Raw genomic sequence first — 14,898 nt, 5'->3', positions numbered from 1 at the left:
ACCGTCCCGCGCTTATGTTGCACGGAAGGAGTGTGCACAGAAGGTATTGCGGTTTTCTGAGCATGAAACTATACTCCCCGCATAGAGCAACAGCTTCTATGCAGTTTTGAAAGGCCCCGTTAATCTTCTACTCCGCCAAGAATTGAAAGATTATCGGGGTTTTTGCTTTTCTGGTCCCGGGTAGACACCTCATCAGAACCAGTTCCCTGCCACCTTACGGCGTGGCCCGCCATTAGAATTCTTTAAACCATCAGCAATCTAGCACTAGATTCCGACACAAGCAAGAATGTCAGCCCATAACATTAGATTATCCAGCTTTGTCAATTAAACGACTAAACAATTCAGCCTGACTCAGACCGCTCTCAGCACACATGTCCTGAAATTTTTTCTTGAGCTCATTAGGCACAAGGATCTTAATTTCTTTGTGCGTTTCACGCTTTCTGGCAATAAAATTTTGTTGCCGTTCTGAAGCGCTAAGCGCATGGCCTTTGCGGTACACTCGCCTTTCTTTCGATGAGGAAGTTCCTGCATTTTCGATCTGCGACATCTCTGCCTCCTCATGGTCAGGACAAGGATCATTTCGCAGAGAATACTACAGATTCCGGAAATCAGCGACTTAACTTTGACTCAAAGTGTGAGCCGTGTTGGCGCACGGCGCACCCTGAAGAGGTGAAAGGCGGTAATGGCCTCAGTACCCGGGTGACCAAGCGGTGCCGCTATCCCACCGCGACTGCCAGTGGGCCAGATACTGCTGTGCCAGCGCCGGCATATCCCGGATAACCAGTACGTTTTCAGAGTTCCGGATCGCCCCGGCGCGGGTGAAATTCATGCTTCCGGTCTCCACCGTCCGCCCGTCCACAATTATCACCTTGTCATGCAGGATGGCGTACCGGGCGTTTGTCCGCACCGGGATACCGGCATTCACCAGCAGATTCATTGCCGCACGGCTGACTTTATTTTTCTCCTCTGCGTTTGCCTTCCGGTCGAGCACGACTTTCACATCGACACCCCGCCGTTTTGCCTGAATAAGCGAGCGAACCACCTCCGGCGACGTGAAAGAATATCCCGTCAGGCGAATTTCCTGCTGCGCTGAATCAATGGTCTTCAGAACCAGCTGCAGGGCCGTTCCTTCCGGGGAAAAGCCGGTCTCGATGGTCACGGCATAAATGGTCGGTACGGGGGCGCACAGGCTCAGGGTGACCACTGCAGGCAGACACCATCTGCAGAGCGTTCGATTTATTTTCACCGTGTTTCCTTCACTGTTTTTAAAAAACGCCGGGGGCGGGGGAAACTGGCTTTTTTCCGTTCCCGGGGCTGGACAACGACGCCATGCTGAGGCGTCAGATTTTTGTGGTCTGACAGAACCAGTAGCAGACTGGCCCGTCGCCGGTATCGTCGCTGAATTCTGTCGGGGTTTCACAGCCGCTGCGCGCCAGCGCAGGATGCGTCCGTAATCCCTGTTCATCGCGGTTAACGTCAGTGGCGATAATCATATTCTTTTTCCTTGTGTTCAGTATTCTCTGTCGTTAAATCCATACCGCTGCCCGCTCATCGCTCAGTCCCTCTTCTGATGCACCAGGCATCCGCCGGCAACCGGTCCAGCAACGCGCGCCGGTATCTGTTCGGCAACCCCTGACCGGCCACAATGTCAGCAATCAGGACCGATATGGCGGAAATCAACAGCACGAAGCGAAGGACGATGCCGGTCAGTTGCACAAGCTCTGCGGCGGGCATCGTTCGCAGAGTGGTTACCAGACGGATACCGTCCTGCGGAAATCCCCACGCAAGAATGCCGGCGCCCGTCAGTATAGATGCTGGCGCATAAAGACATCCCCGGGAGACAAGCCGGCACGCCAGGCCAATAAGGTCATGCCTCTGCCGGCGATACACCTCGTCATCCTGCAGGACTTCCCACTCCAGCCTCGCTTTCTCATGACGTGGGAGTGTGGCCACCACCTGGACACCGTCGCGAATACGGGCCAGCGGTGAGACCTCCAGACCTCTCAACCGATCGATATGACGGATATACAACGCCAGCCCGCCCCAGAACAGCGCAACCGACAGCATCACCAGGAGGAGAGCAGCCCATCCAGGACAATCCGGGTAAAAGAGTGTCAAAAATAGCCCCAGCATGCCCCCGTATAAATAACAGAATGATTGTTGTTCCGTGCGCAGCATGAAATATTTAAACATACACTCAGCCCTTTAAAAAAGAATGGAACGCGAAGGCAGATTAATGACGTGATTTATTTATTGCAGACTGAATACTTTCTGCTTCGGTCATTCCGGAAAACACAGTGACATTTTCAGTCGTCGCACCTTTCACTGGCATAACAATAATACCCGGTGTGCCCGTTAATCCGATGGCGGTGGCAATATCGTTGATATCTGTCAGTGTGGTGTTGATTTCATCAATCGTATTCTGTCTGAATTTAGTATTCCCTGAGTATTTTTCGATAACATCCTTTGTTAATTGCGTATTCCGCTCTATTCGATCACGGATTGGCATCGAAGTTCGATCAGCGATTCGCATCTATTCGATCAACCGGGAACTTAACTTTTCCTGCTGCTTTTTAACCTGTTTTTTCGTCGCTTTCCACTGCCGGTTTATTTTTCCTCATTGACTCACCCTGGAGTATCAGCCTGTGCGCGTTATGCACCAGCCTGTCCAGGATCGCATCGGCCGTTGTCGGGTTCTCCATCAGACCGTGCCACTTGTCTACCGGGAACTGGCTTACCACGATGGTGCTGCTTTGTCCGTAGCGGTCTTCGATTATCTCCAGCAGGTCGTTACATTGCGCGTTGGTCAGCGGCTCCAGACCCAGATCGTCCAGTATCAGCACCTGCGTTTTCTGCAACTGTTTAAGATGCTTCAGCCAGCTGCCGTCAACACGACCCTGCGCCAGCATCTCCAGCAGCCGCCCCGTACGCCAGTACTGCACGCTGTGTTTCTGTCGGCATGCCTGCTCACCCAGCGCATTGGCTATCCAGCTTTTTCCGCACCCCGTCGGACCGGTGATCAACAGGCTTTTCTTGTGGGTGATGTAGTGGCCGTTCAGCAGCTCCCGCATCTGTTCGGCCCGCAACCCCCGTGAGACCGGGTAATGCAGCCCCTCCGGGGCTGCCTGGTACTTCAGGTTGGCGCTTTTTCTCAGCCGCGCAACACGACCGTTTTCTCTGTTCAGCAACTCATCATCGGCCAGCAGGGTCAGCCGTTCCTCGAACGACAGCTCGTCGTAGGTCTGGGGCGTTTCTCGCTGGCGTATCAGACTACCGGCCATCGCCGGAAGCTTCAGTTGGGTCAGTTTATTCAACAGGTTATCGCTCATACAACAGGTTCCTTTGGTTGGCAGTTAATGGTAGTAGCCCGGGCCGCGCAGGTTTTCATGCTCAGGTGACGTTGCTGAGTGTTGCTCGCTATGACGGGATAACGGCAGCTCCTGGTTCTCCCGGTGGTGACGCAGCAGGTTGTCGATGAACCGTCTGTCCGGCGCGTTATAGTGCCAGGCGACGCAACTGGCTTTTTCCAGCCGCTCTTTGCCATATTTTTTCTGCAGCGCAGTCAGGCCAAGGACTGCGCGGTAGGCCTGCTCCGGATGGGCCTTTGCTTTCAGCATGGCGTCAACCACTCTGCCGGTGAACGGGCCGATGCTGCACCCCATCTCGAGCAGACGTTCCGGTGTCCAGGTACCGTGCCCCCGGTGCTGAGCCGGCATGTGAAGCGGATTGGTGGAGTGCTTATACTCATGCGAGCTGCGCGGATGCTGCGCCACGCACTGCCCCTTGTGCCAGACCTGAACCACCGACTGACCCGCCTTCAGCGACAGACGCTGACCAACCAGTTCGTGCGGGACCGAGTACCAGTGGCGGGCATATTCAACGTGGTAGTCAGGACCGACCTTCACCGCCTTGTATTCTCTGTATTCATACGTCACCAGAGGCAGCGGTGAGAGTGCCGGTGCATCCAGCATGCGGAAGCGCTCTGCACGGGTCTGGTTGCCGTACCCTTTCATTGGCCGGTTATTCATATCCGTCAGCAGCTCCCGCAGGCGGGTATTCAGCGCCCTGAGCGTATAGAAGGTTTCATTGCGGATGCGGGCAAGCAGCCATCTTTCGACAATGAGGACGCCGTTTTCTGCTTTCGGTTTGTCTTTCGGCTTATAGGGGCGGGTCGGGATAATAACGGTGCCGTAGTGCTCCGCCAGCGCCTGATAGCTGTCGTTGATGACAGGCTCATAGCGATCGGCCTTTTTCACCGCGCTTTTGAGGTTATCGGGGATAAGCAGCTTCGGCACGCCGCCCAGGAAGGTCAGGCAGCGGCTGTTGGCGTTCAGCCAGGACATCATGTCCTGACCTTCACACGCCTCGACATAGGTGTAGCTGGATGCCCCCATCACGGCCACGAAGATGGCCACCCGGCGTATTTCTCCGGTATCCGGATTGATAACGGGGACCGTCGGACCACAGAAGTCGATAAAGAGCTTTTCCCCGGCCCGGTGCTCCTGGCGCATGGAGAGACGGCGTGTTTTTTTCCACTCCCGGTAGCAGCGGCAGAAGTGGGAGTACCCCATCGCCAGTTCCCCCGCCTGAGCCTTGTATTCCATCCACAGCAGTTGCCGTGTCACGCCAGGCTTTCTCATCTCGGTATCGAAGTGAAGCAGGTCAGGCATCACCAGTTCTGATGCGGATGTGCCTTTAGCCGGGAAGATGAGTTTTTCAAGGGCGTCGTGGGACATCCCTGCGGGGAGGGGCCATGACAGAGAGGTGGCTTTAAAGCGGGCGAGGACTTCAAAAACCGTCGAGGAGCTGATTTTCATTGTCAGCCCGATACAGCGGTTGGTCAGCTTCTGGTCGAACTTGAGCTGAAGGATCTTAAAACAGGTTTCCATGGAACTCCTGGCTTTTCTCTTTTTGGACATCGATGTCTCCATTGGATTAAAAAACAGCAATGAAGACTGTAATGGAAAGAGTTAATTCCCGGAGTGCTCGACAGGATGCCAATCAGTGATCGGATGCGTGCCAAATCGTGATCGATTGTGATGCCAAACCACGATCGGAGATGCATGCCAAATCATGATCGATTCGAATGCCAAACATTGATCGATTCAGATGCCATTTTGCATTAATTTCCCTTCATTCAGCCCGGAGCCATAAATACCATTGTGATATTTGAGGTAAGCATCCCCGCCCTTTTCTTTCCAGACCTGCAGGCCGGTTTTCGCGGCCAGCAGAGATTCCGGCCAGCGACTGCCGAACACCGGCCATTCCATAAAGAAGTAGCGCACCTTCTTGTTGTTCTTTATGACCTTCTCCAGTTCGGGAGCAAACCGGCTGCACCAGATACACTGGTAGTCGAAGAACTCAACGACCATCACATCCCCGTCTGCAGGCCCCCAGGACGGGATGGTGTTATCACCCAGTATTTTCGCCTGCTGCGCCAGCGCAGCGGATGTCAGTCCCCGGGTGTGTTTCTCCTCCTGTTCCTGCTGAAGTTTCCCGCTCATCTGAATCAGTATTTCAGGATGAGCACGCAGGTAATCAGCCGCTATTTCTCCGATTCTTTTTTCCTGGATAACGGAGAAAGTCTTTTCAGGTTCAGTTTCCTGAGCAAAGCTGTTATTAAGGAAGACAGCTGAAATAAGGGGCAGAAGAAAAAACATGTTACGCTTCATCTTTATTCCTTTAAAAACATCAGTGTGGGTGAAGTAATGCCCGGCCGCTGAAGACGTTAAATTCTTCAGCAGGGGCGTTTACAGTTAACTGGTTTAGTTGTGGCAGAAACTGAATTAATCAGTCAGGCTCTGAATCCGGGCCGTCCGGCAATGCTGACGCGCGAGCCGTTTACGGGCATAGTCCTCTTCTTCCGGCGTCACGGTCGCCACAATATTTTCCTGCAGGTCATACCGGAAGGCGCCGGCCCGCATCCCTGACAGGTACGCATCAGACCGGGTCAGGCTTTTCAGACACGTAATGACCTGCTTATGTGAGAGCGGCAGGCTGCGACGTTCAATGTCGGCAAACATCTGCTCCCGCACCCCCGTGGCCAGCAGTCGCGGGGTGCGCCCCTCAAACAGCTGCGGCCAGAACGCGTTCAGGGTCATGACCGCCTGCTCCGGCGGCAGCAGGCGGAGATACCGTACCGCCGGCGCTGGCCTGACCGCTTTCACCACCGCCGGCGCAGGTTGATGTGCTGCGGCTTCCGCCACCTGCTTCGCGTGTGCCAGCTTTTCTTTTTTCACCTTCCAGGCCGGCGGCGTCGTGACCACCACCACTTTTTTTCGCCGCACCACGGCGGGCGAGTCAGGGGTCCCGGTCGCCACGGTGTCCGCTGCCGGCTTTCTTTTCAGACTCAGTACAGGGCGTTTTTCTTCAGTCATAGCGCGTCAGGTCACTGTTTTTTTCTCAGGTTTGCAGTATACGATAAGTGCACGGCATCATTGCACCTCCCCGGGTTCCTCAACGATGAGGCCGTTGCTCACATAAAACACCATGAGTGTCACCTTACTCGCTTTTCTTTCCCGGACACACCGTCCGGGATTTTTTTTACGGGGACGCCATCACACCCAGCAGTAGCAGATGTGCCGCATAGAAGGCGGTAAAAAAATGGCGCGGCCAGAAGCGCGTCAGATTTTTCCCCGTGGTGGAACACACCGCCAGCACCAGAGCCGCGATAACCAGCCCGCCCGCGCACTGCGCCGCATCGCCGGAATTAAGCAGCAGCACCGTCATCACCCACAGTACCGCATACCCGACCCGCTCCGGCGGACTGTCCGCCCGGCAGAGCCGCCAGCTGCCTGCCAGCATGAGCACCCCGGCGATACCGTAGCTCCCCGCCGACAGCGGCAGCCAGGCCACCATCAGGGCAATGGCCCGCAGTCTGTCGTTGCGTGTCTCAGGGCTGAACCACCGCAAGGCCTGTCCGGTCACCGCGAAGGCAAAAAGGATATTGCCCTCGTACCACGGAAACCCCAGCAGCATAAACGGCCCCTGCGCCACCACGGCCCACCACCACAGCGTGTTCAGCTGCGACTGCCGGATGTCACCGTGCCGCGCCAGATTCATGCCCCACACCAGACCGAACAGCGGAAAACAGCCCCGTCCCAGCAGTCGCATGATGTCGTTATTGTCAGCCAGTAATAAACCGGCATGGTCCGTCACCATCAGCACCAGTGCCACCGTTTTAATCATATCTGTCTGCCCGGGCGTCCAGGTCAGCAGCCCCTGCAGCCAGCGGTCGACAGCGCTGAGGCGGGTTTCATATATGGCCATTTTTCTTTCCTTTTATCAGCGCCCCGGTATTCTCCCCGATGTTAACCGGGGGCATACCGGGGCAGACAAGCCGCAGGCGCGTCAGTCGCCCCCGAGGGTTTTCTCACGGTTCAGGTCGCGCACCATATCCCGCTCCGTCTGCAGCAGACGCTCCCGCTGAAGATGCTCCGTGGCCACCTGCTGCACCGCCGCCGCCTGGCGACGGGTGAGCGGGTCGTCCGGCAACACCGTTTTCGCCTCACCCGGCCGGTCACGCGCCTCACCGCGAATGACGTCCCTGATAACCTCTTTCTCCCGCTCTCCCGGCTGTCCGGCTTTACGCGCTTCCCCGGCCACTTCACGGGCAGTCTGTTCCGTCTGCTTCTCCATGTCCCGGCGCTGCGCCTCTTCTGCCGCCCGCTGTGCCAGCACCTCCGGCGGCAGCGGTATGTCCTCGCCAGCGTGTGGCAGCGGCGCAACGGCCACCGGGTCTGCCCACACCCGACCGCCGGTGATGGCGCCGGGGTTCCAGGGGCGGTCATCGCCGGCCAGACGCACCACCACCCCGCTGTCCGGATTATCTCGGGCCACCCTGACGCCCTCCTTCATGTCCGGGGCCAGCAGGCTCTCACCGTTGCGGCTGTCCTGCAACGCCACAAAACGGGCATCATCACTGCCCATGATGCGCCCTTCGCCCCCCATCATCTGCAGGCGACCGTCCCTGTCCGTCAGCGGACTGAGCCAGATACCGGCTTCTTTACCGTTCTTATCAAACGCCGGCAGCGCCACGTGAGGCTGCGGATACTTTTTACCGGGCGAAATGAATTTTCCCGGCGATATCCCCTTTGCCAGTCCGGACTGCTGCAGGGCGGCGCGACCGGCGGCGCTTTCAACCAGCGGCTGCGCCCGCCCGTACAGCTGCTCCGCCAGGCTGACGGCCCGGTCATTGCGGGGTTCGAGAATGTCGTGCGCCGTCGCTTTCTCAGGCGAATCCTTTATGGCCTGTATCCAGCCCTCCCGGCTGTCGGTGTAGACCTGAACATGCTGTTTCATCCGCGAGAGCGCCACGTAAGCGGATTCGAAGCTGGCCATCGCTTTTCGTCCCTCCGCCACCCCCTCCAGCGCGATGGCAAACGGTTCACTGGCCCCCTGGGCTCCGTGGGCGGTAATGGCATACGCCAGATCGATATGGCGTTGCGCCTCGTCGGCCTTCGGGTTCAGTGTTCGGGTGTTTTTGCCATCTGAGACCGTGACACTGTCACCGGATACGGATTTTACCTCCCACACGCTGTTGGCCACATATCCCCGCTCCGGGTCACTCTTGCTGAAGCGCATCCGGTCCCCTGCCGATACGGTGATGTCCTCCCGACGGTAGAGCGTGACGCCCTCTGCGGACGCCTCCCGGGGAGAGAGAAGCCGCTCCTTTCCTTCATCATCTGTCAGGGTGATAAGCTGGTTTTCTTTATCCACTCTTCCTATACGGTGGTAGGTATTGTCCACCAGGGCCACCGCCCCCTTGTGCGCCACCCAGGTGGACAGTTTTCGCAACTCACCGTCACGAATATTGCTCGTCACGAACACCGGCAGGGTGACGTTTTCTTTGCCGGCCTCACCGCTCGCCACCCTCTCATCATGGATCAGGCTGTTCAGCGCCCGGCGGTCAGCATTCAGATGGGTGATAATCAGCGTCTGCGCCTGTGCCTCCGGGGTACGTCCGGTGTAGTCCCTCACCAGGGCGTCATACAGCGTGACGGGCTTACCTGCCGGCACGCTTTCGCCTTTCTCCAGCGCATCCTGAATCGCCTTCTCCTGTACCGGCGTAAATTCCATCACCGACTGTACCGGCATCCAGGCATCCGCCTTTCGCGGCACCTGAACCGGCGTCACCTGGTCAATGGTGACCAGCGCGCTGTGCACATCCCGGTCAGTCAGGCTGTAGACGGCCGGCCGCAGTTCAGGCACCTGACGGACAATCTCCTTCATGATGGCGACATCGGCGGCGCTGCGCTGTTGCATCAGCCGGAACGGCTGACCCGGCGCGATGGACTGCAGCTGGTCCGTATCCCCGCTGAGTACCGCGCGGCCGCCGCCGGCAGCAATCAGCGACAGGGCTTTTGCCGTGTCGGCCAGCCCCACCATCGAGCTCTCGTCGAGCAGAAACAGGGTGTTGCTGAAATCCGCTGTCTGCCCGCTTTGCTGCAGCCGCTGCGTGTCGTGCAGGAATGATGCGGTCGTCTGCGCATCCACGCCGGCGCTCTGCATTTCGCCCACCGCACGGTGGGTCGGCCCCAGACCGACAACGCGCGGGCGGGTCTCTTCCGGCAGCAGACTGATGGCCTCCATGACCGCCCGGAACTGGGTGGTTTTCCCCACCCCCGCATAGCCCTGCACCAGGGTGAAGCGGTCCCGGGTCTCCAGAATCATCCGGGTGGCGGCACGCTGCCCTGACGTCAGGTCCGCCACAATGCTGCCCGGCACATTGTCCATCAACGGCGCGACGGCCTCTTTTCCTTCCAGTACCCGGGTTAGCACGCTTTTCTCGGCATCCCAGGTCTGACGGGAAATCAGCAGGTCGTTACCGTGCCCCGGCGCCACCGGCACACGCAGCAGGCTGCCTGCCTTAATCTGCCGCTGAATGGTGCTGTCTATCTCCGTCATCGGGACCTTACCGCCACTGGTCTCCAGCGCGGTGGCCAGCAGCTGCGGGCGCGTGAAGGTCAGCCCGTTGCTTTCCAGCAGGGGAACGGAAAGGTGGATGGCCTGCTCTGCCGGGGTATGCAGCCCGGCCTTCTGCTGTGCGATGGCCGCATCGAGGTCTGTCTCTCCGGAACGGGCCTTCAGCTGCTCTGACACCACGCTGAACGCGGTATGCCGGGCCAGCTTTTCCGTCGTACGAGCCGCATCCTGCGCGGAATACAGCCGGATGTGACTCCCGCTCTGCGCCAGCTGATTCAGCGTGGCGTTATCCAGCTCCCGTTGCGTCACGGAGGCAAAGACGGTTGCCGTCCCGCTGACCGAGCGGCCGGGACTTTCCACCCATCCGTGCCCGACCCTGATACCGTCGAACGGACTGCTGCCGACAGACAGGGTCTGCGTGGTTTTCTGCCCCGGTCGCTGTACCGTCAGCTCCCCGTCTCCGGCTTTCAGCACCGTGACCTGCTCCCCGCCTTTGAGGCGCGTGTCGGGGATTTTCCCCAGCACGGTCAGACGCTCACCTTCCGCCACCGGCAGTGTTTCCACTTTCAGCAGCGACCACTGGCTGTCGACGGCGGAGACTTTCATATCCAGGCGTTCCCCCTCCCGTCCTTTCAGGGTCAGCATGTTGCTGCTGGCAGTCACCCGGTCAATCACATACCGGTCATGCCTGCGGGTCTCCGGGTCCCGGCGCTCCATCACCATCCCTTCACGGTAATGGTCGCGCACACCCCGGCTCCGGCTGTCCAGCCAGACCGGCGTCAGCGCCATCACCGTTATATCCTGCTGACCCAGCACCCCTTCAGATTTCAACGTTTCGCGGACAATGCCGTTCAGCGCCCCCTGCTCCCGCGCCCCGCTGATTTGCACCACGCTCTCCTGCCCGTCACGGACGCTCGCGGCAAAAGCCTGCGCCAGCTGCGCGTAACGCTCTCCTCTGTCCGGCACGCTGATGATATCTGCCGTCACCTGATGCCCGCCCTGCCAGCGGTACGTGTTCACCCCGCTGTCCTTCAGCACCGTCAGGGCGCTGCCGGTCCCGCTGCGCTTCCCGCTGTCAGAGAGCAGAACCTGGACGTTATGGCGCATGGCCCCGTCCAGCAGGGACAGGGTCTCCTTCAGACTCAGCTTCTCCGCCTGGTCAACGATAAGCGACCCGCCCGGAATGAAGGCGGTGCCGTCATGCAGGGCCGCTTTCCCGGTGATGACCTCACCGGCCAGACGCGCATCCCCGGAAAGAAAGTCACGTGAGCGGTTATCGGCGGCAATAATATGCACGTCCCGCCCCTGCTCCCGCGCCATCAGGGCCAGCTCCGCCACCCGCTCCCGCTGACCCGCTGCGCCACCCTGACCGGACACAATCCCCATCGCCGGGCGGTCCTGTGCCAGGACGCTGACCGCGTCACTGAGCACGGTGTGCTGCGCCGCCGGGGAGGCCGGGTTAACGGCGACATGATTCTGCCGCTGTATCTCCTGGCTCAGCGCCTTCACCGACAGCTCATCGAGTACGTGGACAGCGGAGGTGAAGAGCCCCTTCTCCCGGTCGAGCGGGATAATCTGTTCACGCTCAATCGCGCCATCGATACCGGCTCTCGCCCGTTCGAACACACCGGGAACCGCCTCCAGCTGGCTGACCGTGCGGGCCAGCAGGTCAGCGTAAGTGAACTGCACCTTACCCTCGCTGAGACCGGCAATTGCCTTCGTCACCGCGTCGGCGATGTCCGGACGGGGTGTGGTCTCCGGCCGGACCGGCGCCACGGTCATGTCAACAGCCCGGGCATCCGCAGCCTTGCGGTAGTCGTGGATACTGAATCCGGTTTCTTTCAGCGTCTTCATCCACTCCACCATTTTCTCCGCCGGATCGAGGTTCTCTTTCGCTTTACGGGTATCCAGTGTGGCCGCATCACGCGATTTCAGGGACGCGTCCGGCCCTGCCGCCTCCCGGACTTCCTGACTGCGGGTGGAGAACGGCTCGACCGGGACGTTCTTCATCTCCCACATGCCGTGTTTGCCTACAACCTCAGTCTCATAGCCAAGTTTCTCAACCAGGGGCTTCAGCAATTCCCGGTAGATTTTGCCGAACGCTATCTGGTTCGCGTACACATTCTCGATAAAGCCTGTTTTCCCGACCGTATCGGTACCCAGAGATTGCCATCTGTCGCCGTTTTTTGTCGCATTGATAACGACAGCATGGGTGTGCAGCTGGGGTTCCTGATTACGGTTCGTGTCGTGATTAAATTTCGCCACAATCAAATTCTCCGTCAGCACGGTTTCGCTTTTACCGTCCGTCATGACGCGGGTCGCAGCCAGCGTTTCCACCTGCCGGATGGTCTCCGCCACGGCCTGGTTATGCGCATCGATGAGGCGCCTGTCGCCCCCCGCCATCGCCATAACTGACACACTCTTGGGGGCCGAAAAGGTCAGGTCATAACCGGGCCGGTGGTAAGCGTTCAGCGAGTGCCGTATTGACGGCTATTTATTGGTGAGATCCACGTTCCAGGGCAGAAGTTCAGCCACTTTGTTGCTGGGCCACTCCGGCAGAACGCTCAGGATATGGCGTAGGTAAGCCTCCGGGTCGATGCCATTCAGCCTGCACGTACCGATCAGACCGTACAGCAGGGCTCCACGCTCACCACCGTGATCGCTCCCGAAGAAGATATAATTTTTCTTGCCAAGGCAGACAGCTCGCAGCGCGCGTTCTGCCACGTTGTTATCAGGCTCTGCCAGGCCATCATCGCAGTAGTAGCACAGCGCATCCCACTGGTTCAGGGCATATGCGAACGCCTCCCCCAGCCGGGATTTTTTCGACAGCGTTGCGCTTTTCTCCTCCAACCACACATGCAGGGATGCCAGCAGCGGCTTACTCCGGGACTGCCTGGCTGCCAGCCGCTCAGTTGCCGGGAGGCCGCGTATTTCCTCTTCTACCGCGTACAGTTCACCGATACGTTTCAGGGCTTCCTCTGCTGTGACCGTCTGAGTACTTAAATAGACGTCGTGGATTTTTCGGCGCGCGTGAGCCCAGCAGGCTGCTTCTGTTAGCGGGCCGCCGTCACGCTCTGCACTGAACAACCTGTCGTAACCAGCGAAGGCATCGGCCTGCAGAACGCCATGGTAATGGCGAAGATGTTGTTGAGGATGTTTCCCCTGCCGATCCGGCGAGAAGGCGAACCACGCTGCGGGCGGGTCTGACGACCCCGCGTTCCGGTCATTGCGAACGTACGTCCAGATGCGCCCGGTTTTCGTCTTCTTTCTGCCCGGTGCCAGTACCGGCACCGGAGTGTCATCCGTATGCAGTTTGCGGCAGTCCATCACGTAGCGGTAAAGAGCCTCATCCAGCGGGACCATCAACCGGCAACAGGCATCCACCCAGTTGGAGAGCAGAGCCCGGCTCAGATCCACGCCCTGACGGGCAAAGATTTCGCACTGGCGATATAGCGGCAGGTGTTCACAGTATTTGGCCGTTAACACCCGGGCCAGCAGACCCGGACCGGCGATACCCCGATCGATAGGGCGTGATGGCGCAGGCGCTTCAACGATGCAGTCGCATCGGGTGCAGGCCTTTTTCACCCTGACCGTGCGGATCACTTTCAGAGCGCTGGAGACCAGCTCCAGTTGCTCTGCGCTGACTTCTCTGAGGTATGCCATATCGCTGCCGCAGTCCGGACAGCAGGTTTCGGCGGGCTCCAGCCTGTTTATTTCGCGTGGAAGATGGTCAGGCAGAGGACGGCGATGGCGCGACTGTCGAAGCTGACGCGGAACCTGCTGATCGTTATCCCGGCCGTTGTAACGATCGCTTTGCTGCTCCTGCTGTTTCAGCAGGGCTTCGGCGTCTTCAACCTGTCGGCGAAGTTTTTCGGAGCGGGTACCGAACAGCATCCGCCGTAGTTTTTCTATCTGTGCCCGCAGATGCTCTATTTCGCGCTCTTCGTTCTCTATTTTCTCTTCTGCGCGGGCCAGCGCAGAACGCAGGAACGACTCAGTCTCTGCAACGAGGCTGAGCCGACTGTCTTTCTGGCGAAGCGCGTCTTCCAGCGCGGCGATACGGGCGATATAGTCCTGACTCATGACCTCATTTATAATGCGGTCATGCTCTTTTTACAACATTGTCAGTGAGTTAAGTCGGGCTGTTTTTGGCTGACGCCAGTCCAGCTTATCGAGGAGCATGGCGAGTTGTGAGCGGGTGATGGCGATTTTACCCTCGCGTACAGCAGGCCAGATGAACTGGCCTTCCTCCAGCCGTTTGGTAAACAGGCACAGACCGTCAGCATCAGCCCAGAGGATCTTCACGGTGTCACCTTTGCGGCCACGGAAGATAAACAGGTGCCCGGAGAACGGATTTTCATCAAGTGCATGCTGTACCAGCTCGCCCAGTCCATTGAACGATTTACGCATATCCGTGACGCCAGCAACCAGCCAGATACGGGTGCCTGACGGGAGGGATATCATTGGCTTCTCCCGGTCAGCTCGCGGAGCAGCACGGCCAGCAACTCCGGTGACGGGTTCTCAAGCGTCATTTTGCCGTGGCGGAACTCGACGCAACAGGAGGAGGCGTTCAGCGCTGAGAACTGAGCTGGCTCAGTGTTCATCCTGCCAGATGGAGTCGGATCAGGTACAACCTCAACAGGTAGTATCGTTGGTAGTGATGAAGTCACTACGGTAGCCGGAAGGCGGCGCGATATGCGGCCTTCATTCTGCCAGAGCCGCAGCCATTTGAAGATGACGTTATCATTAACGCCGTTTTCACGGGCAATCTGAGCAACGCAGGCGCCGGGACGGGAAGCCAGTTCAACCATACGGAGCTTGAAGTCATTCGAATAATTCTTGCGGGGTTCTTTTCGCCAGTATTGGGATTCCATACTTAGATGTCCGTCTGTAACAAGTGGGCGTCTAAGTTACCAGTACTGGTTTAATGGCTACATACGGCACTGGGTTTACGCTTACGATGACATCATGCAT

13 protein-coding genes and 3 pseudogenes are annotated in these 14,898 nt (G+C 58.4%); 1 reads left to right on the top strand and 15 read right to left on the bottom strand.

Annotated elements, in window-relative coordinates; translation table 11 throughout:
• Positions 1 to 64, bottom strand: a 64-nt coding sequence (tap, locus tag AC1M2H_RS29680) for a RepA leader peptide Tap (protein ID WP_480152139.1), incomplete at its 3' end; no start/stop codon positions are given.
• Positions 65 to 149: 85 nt separating this feature from the next.
• Between tap and AC1M2H_RS29675 the strand changes: the two are divergent.
• Positions 150 to 262 (top strand): annotated as a pseudogene (locus AC1M2H_RS29675) (replication protein RepA).
• A 45-nt stretch (positions 263 to 307) separates the two neighbouring features.
• Here AC1M2H_RS29675 and repA read toward each other — a convergent pair.
• The 14 genes and pseudogenes from repA to tnpA form a co-directional block, all read right to left on the bottom strand.
• Positions 308 to 547 carry a replication regulatory protein RepA gene (gene repA / locus AC1M2H_RS29670; protein ID WP_480152129.1) on the bottom strand — a complete coding sequence of 80 codons (240 nt, stop codon included), beginning with the start codon at positions 545 to 547 and terminating at the stop codon, positions 308 to 310.
• A gap of 141 nt (positions 548 to 688) precedes the next feature.
• Positions 689 to 1,240 (bottom strand): phospholipase D family nuclease, encoded by a 552-nt coding sequence (locus tag AC1M2H_RS29665; RefSeq protein ID WP_480152138.1) that lies wholly within the window; start codon positions 1,238 to 1,240, stop codon positions 689 to 691.
• Positions 1,241 to 1,340: 100 nt separating this feature from the next.
• A complete protein-coding gene (locus AC1M2H_RS29660; protein ID WP_480152128.1) occupies positions 1,341 to 1,493 on the bottom strand; it encodes a hypothetical protein in 153 nt (50 codons plus the stop codon).
• A gap of 55 nt (positions 1,494 to 1,548) precedes the next feature.
• The gene (locus AC1M2H_RS29655; RefSeq protein WP_480152127.1) at positions 1,549 to 2,193 is read right to left on the bottom strand and encodes a hypothetical protein; all 645 of its coding nucleotides are present in this window, start codon (positions 2,191 to 2,193) and stop codon (positions 1,549 to 1,551) included.
• Positions 2,194 to 2,233: 40 nt separating this feature from the next.
• On the bottom strand, positions 2,234 to 2,533 hold the full coding sequence (locus tag AC1M2H_RS29650; RefSeq protein ID WP_480152126.1) for a hypothetical protein: 300 nt from the start codon (positions 2,531 to 2,533) through the stop codon (positions 2,234 to 2,236).
• Between the two features lie 40 nt (positions 2,534 to 2,573).
• Positions 2,574 to 3,329: an IS21-like element helper ATPase IstB gene (gene istB, locus AC1M2H_RS29645; RefSeq protein WP_480149780.1), complete on the bottom strand. Its 756-nt coding sequence runs from the start codon at positions 3,327 to 3,329 to the stop codon at positions 2,574 to 2,576.
• Positions 3,330 to 3,353: 24 nt separating this feature from the next.
• A complete protein-coding gene (istA, locus tag AC1M2H_RS29640; protein WP_480149779.1) occupies positions 3,354 to 4,889 on the bottom strand; it encodes an IS21 family transposase in 1,536 nt (511 codons plus the stop codon).
• Between the two features lie 234 nt (positions 4,890 to 5,123).
• Positions 5,124 to 5,672, bottom strand: a pseudogene (locus AC1M2H_RS29635) (DsbA family protein); the annotation flags it as partial.
• A gap of 114 nt (positions 5,673 to 5,786) precedes the next feature.
• Positions 5,787 to 6,377: a fertility inhibition protein FinO gene (locus AC1M2H_RS29630; protein WP_480152125.1), complete on the bottom strand. Its 591-nt coding sequence runs from the start codon at positions 6,375 to 6,377 to the stop codon at positions 5,787 to 5,789.
• Positions 6,378 to 6,543: 166 nt separating this feature from the next.
• Positions 6,544 to 7,269, bottom strand: coding sequence for a type-F conjugative transfer system pilin acetylase TraX (traX, locus tag AC1M2H_RS29625; protein WP_480152124.1), 726 nt, complete (start codon positions 7,267 to 7,269; stop codon positions 6,544 to 6,546).
• A gap of 81 nt (positions 7,270 to 7,350) precedes the next feature.
• A pseudogene (traI, locus tag AC1M2H_RS29620) lies at positions 7,351 to 12,384 on the bottom strand (conjugative transfer relaxase/helicase TraI); the annotation flags it as partial.
• Positions 12,385 to 12,414: 30 nt separating this feature from the next.
• Positions 12,415 to 14,007: an IS66 family transposase gene (tnpC, locus tag AC1M2H_RS29615; RefSeq protein WP_480150929.1), complete on the bottom strand. Its 1,593-nt coding sequence runs from the start codon at positions 14,005 to 14,007 to the stop codon at positions 12,415 to 12,417.
• Between the two features lie 30 nt (positions 14,008 to 14,037).
• Positions 14,038 to 14,388 carry an IS66 family insertion sequence element accessory protein TnpB gene (tnpB, locus tag AC1M2H_RS29610; protein ID WP_191939720.1) on the bottom strand — a complete coding sequence of 117 codons (351 nt, stop codon included), beginning with the start codon at positions 14,386 to 14,388 and terminating at the stop codon, positions 14,038 to 14,040.
• Positions 14,385 to 14,798 carry an IS66-like element accessory protein TnpA gene (gene tnpA / locus AC1M2H_RS29605; protein WP_480148419.1) on the bottom strand — a complete coding sequence of 138 codons (414 nt, stop codon included), beginning with the start codon at positions 14,796 to 14,798 and terminating at the stop codon, positions 14,385 to 14,387. The genes tnpB and tnpA overlap by 4 nt, the downstream gene beginning before the upstream one ends.
• Positions 14,799 to 14,898: the final 100 nt, after the last annotated feature.

It is taken from the genome of Klebsiella sp. F11 (assembly GCF_056712265.1).
This window is presented reverse-complemented; position numbering and strand designations above follow the sequence as displayed.

Coding starts and splice junctions, on each gene's coding strand:
- AC1M2H_RS29660 (WP_480152128.1), bottom strand. CDS start 1,493: ATGATTATCGCCACTGACGTTAACCGCGATGAACAGGGATTACGGACG.
- tnpC (WP_480150929.1), bottom strand. CDS start 14,007: ATGAGTCAGGACTATATCGCCCGTATCGCCGCGCTGGAAGACGCGCTT.
- repA (WP_480152129.1), bottom strand. CDS start 547: ATGTCGCAGATCGAAAATGCAGGAACTTCCTCATCGAAAGAAAGGCGA.
- istB (WP_480149780.1), bottom strand. CDS start 3,329: ATGAGCGATAACCTGTTGAATAAACTGACCCAACTGAAGCTTCCGGCG.
- AC1M2H_RS29630 (WP_480152125.1), bottom strand. CDS start 6,377: ATGACTGAAGAAAAACGCCCTGTACTGAGTCTGAAAAGAAAGCCGGCA.
- AC1M2H_RS29650 (WP_480152126.1), bottom strand. CDS start 2,533: ATGCGAATCGCTGATCGAACTTCGATGCCAATCCGTGATCGAATAGAG.
- traX (WP_480152124.1), bottom strand. CDS start 7,269: ATGGCCATATATGAAACCCGCCTCAGCGCTGTCGACCGCTGGCTGCAG.
- tnpA (WP_480148419.1), bottom strand. CDS start 14,798: ATGGAATCCCAATACTGGCGAAAAGAACCCCGCAAGAATTATTCGAAT.
- tnpB (WP_191939720.1), bottom strand. CDS start 14,388: ATGATATCCCTCCCGTCAGGCACCCGTATCTGGCTGGTTGCTGGCGTC.
- AC1M2H_RS29655 (WP_480152127.1), bottom strand. CDS start 2,193: ATGTTTAAATATTTCATGCTGCGCACGGAACAACAATCATTCTGTTAT.
- istA (WP_480149779.1), bottom strand. CDS start 4,889: ATGGAAACCTGTTTTAAGATCCTTCAGCTCAAGTTCGACCAGAAGCTG.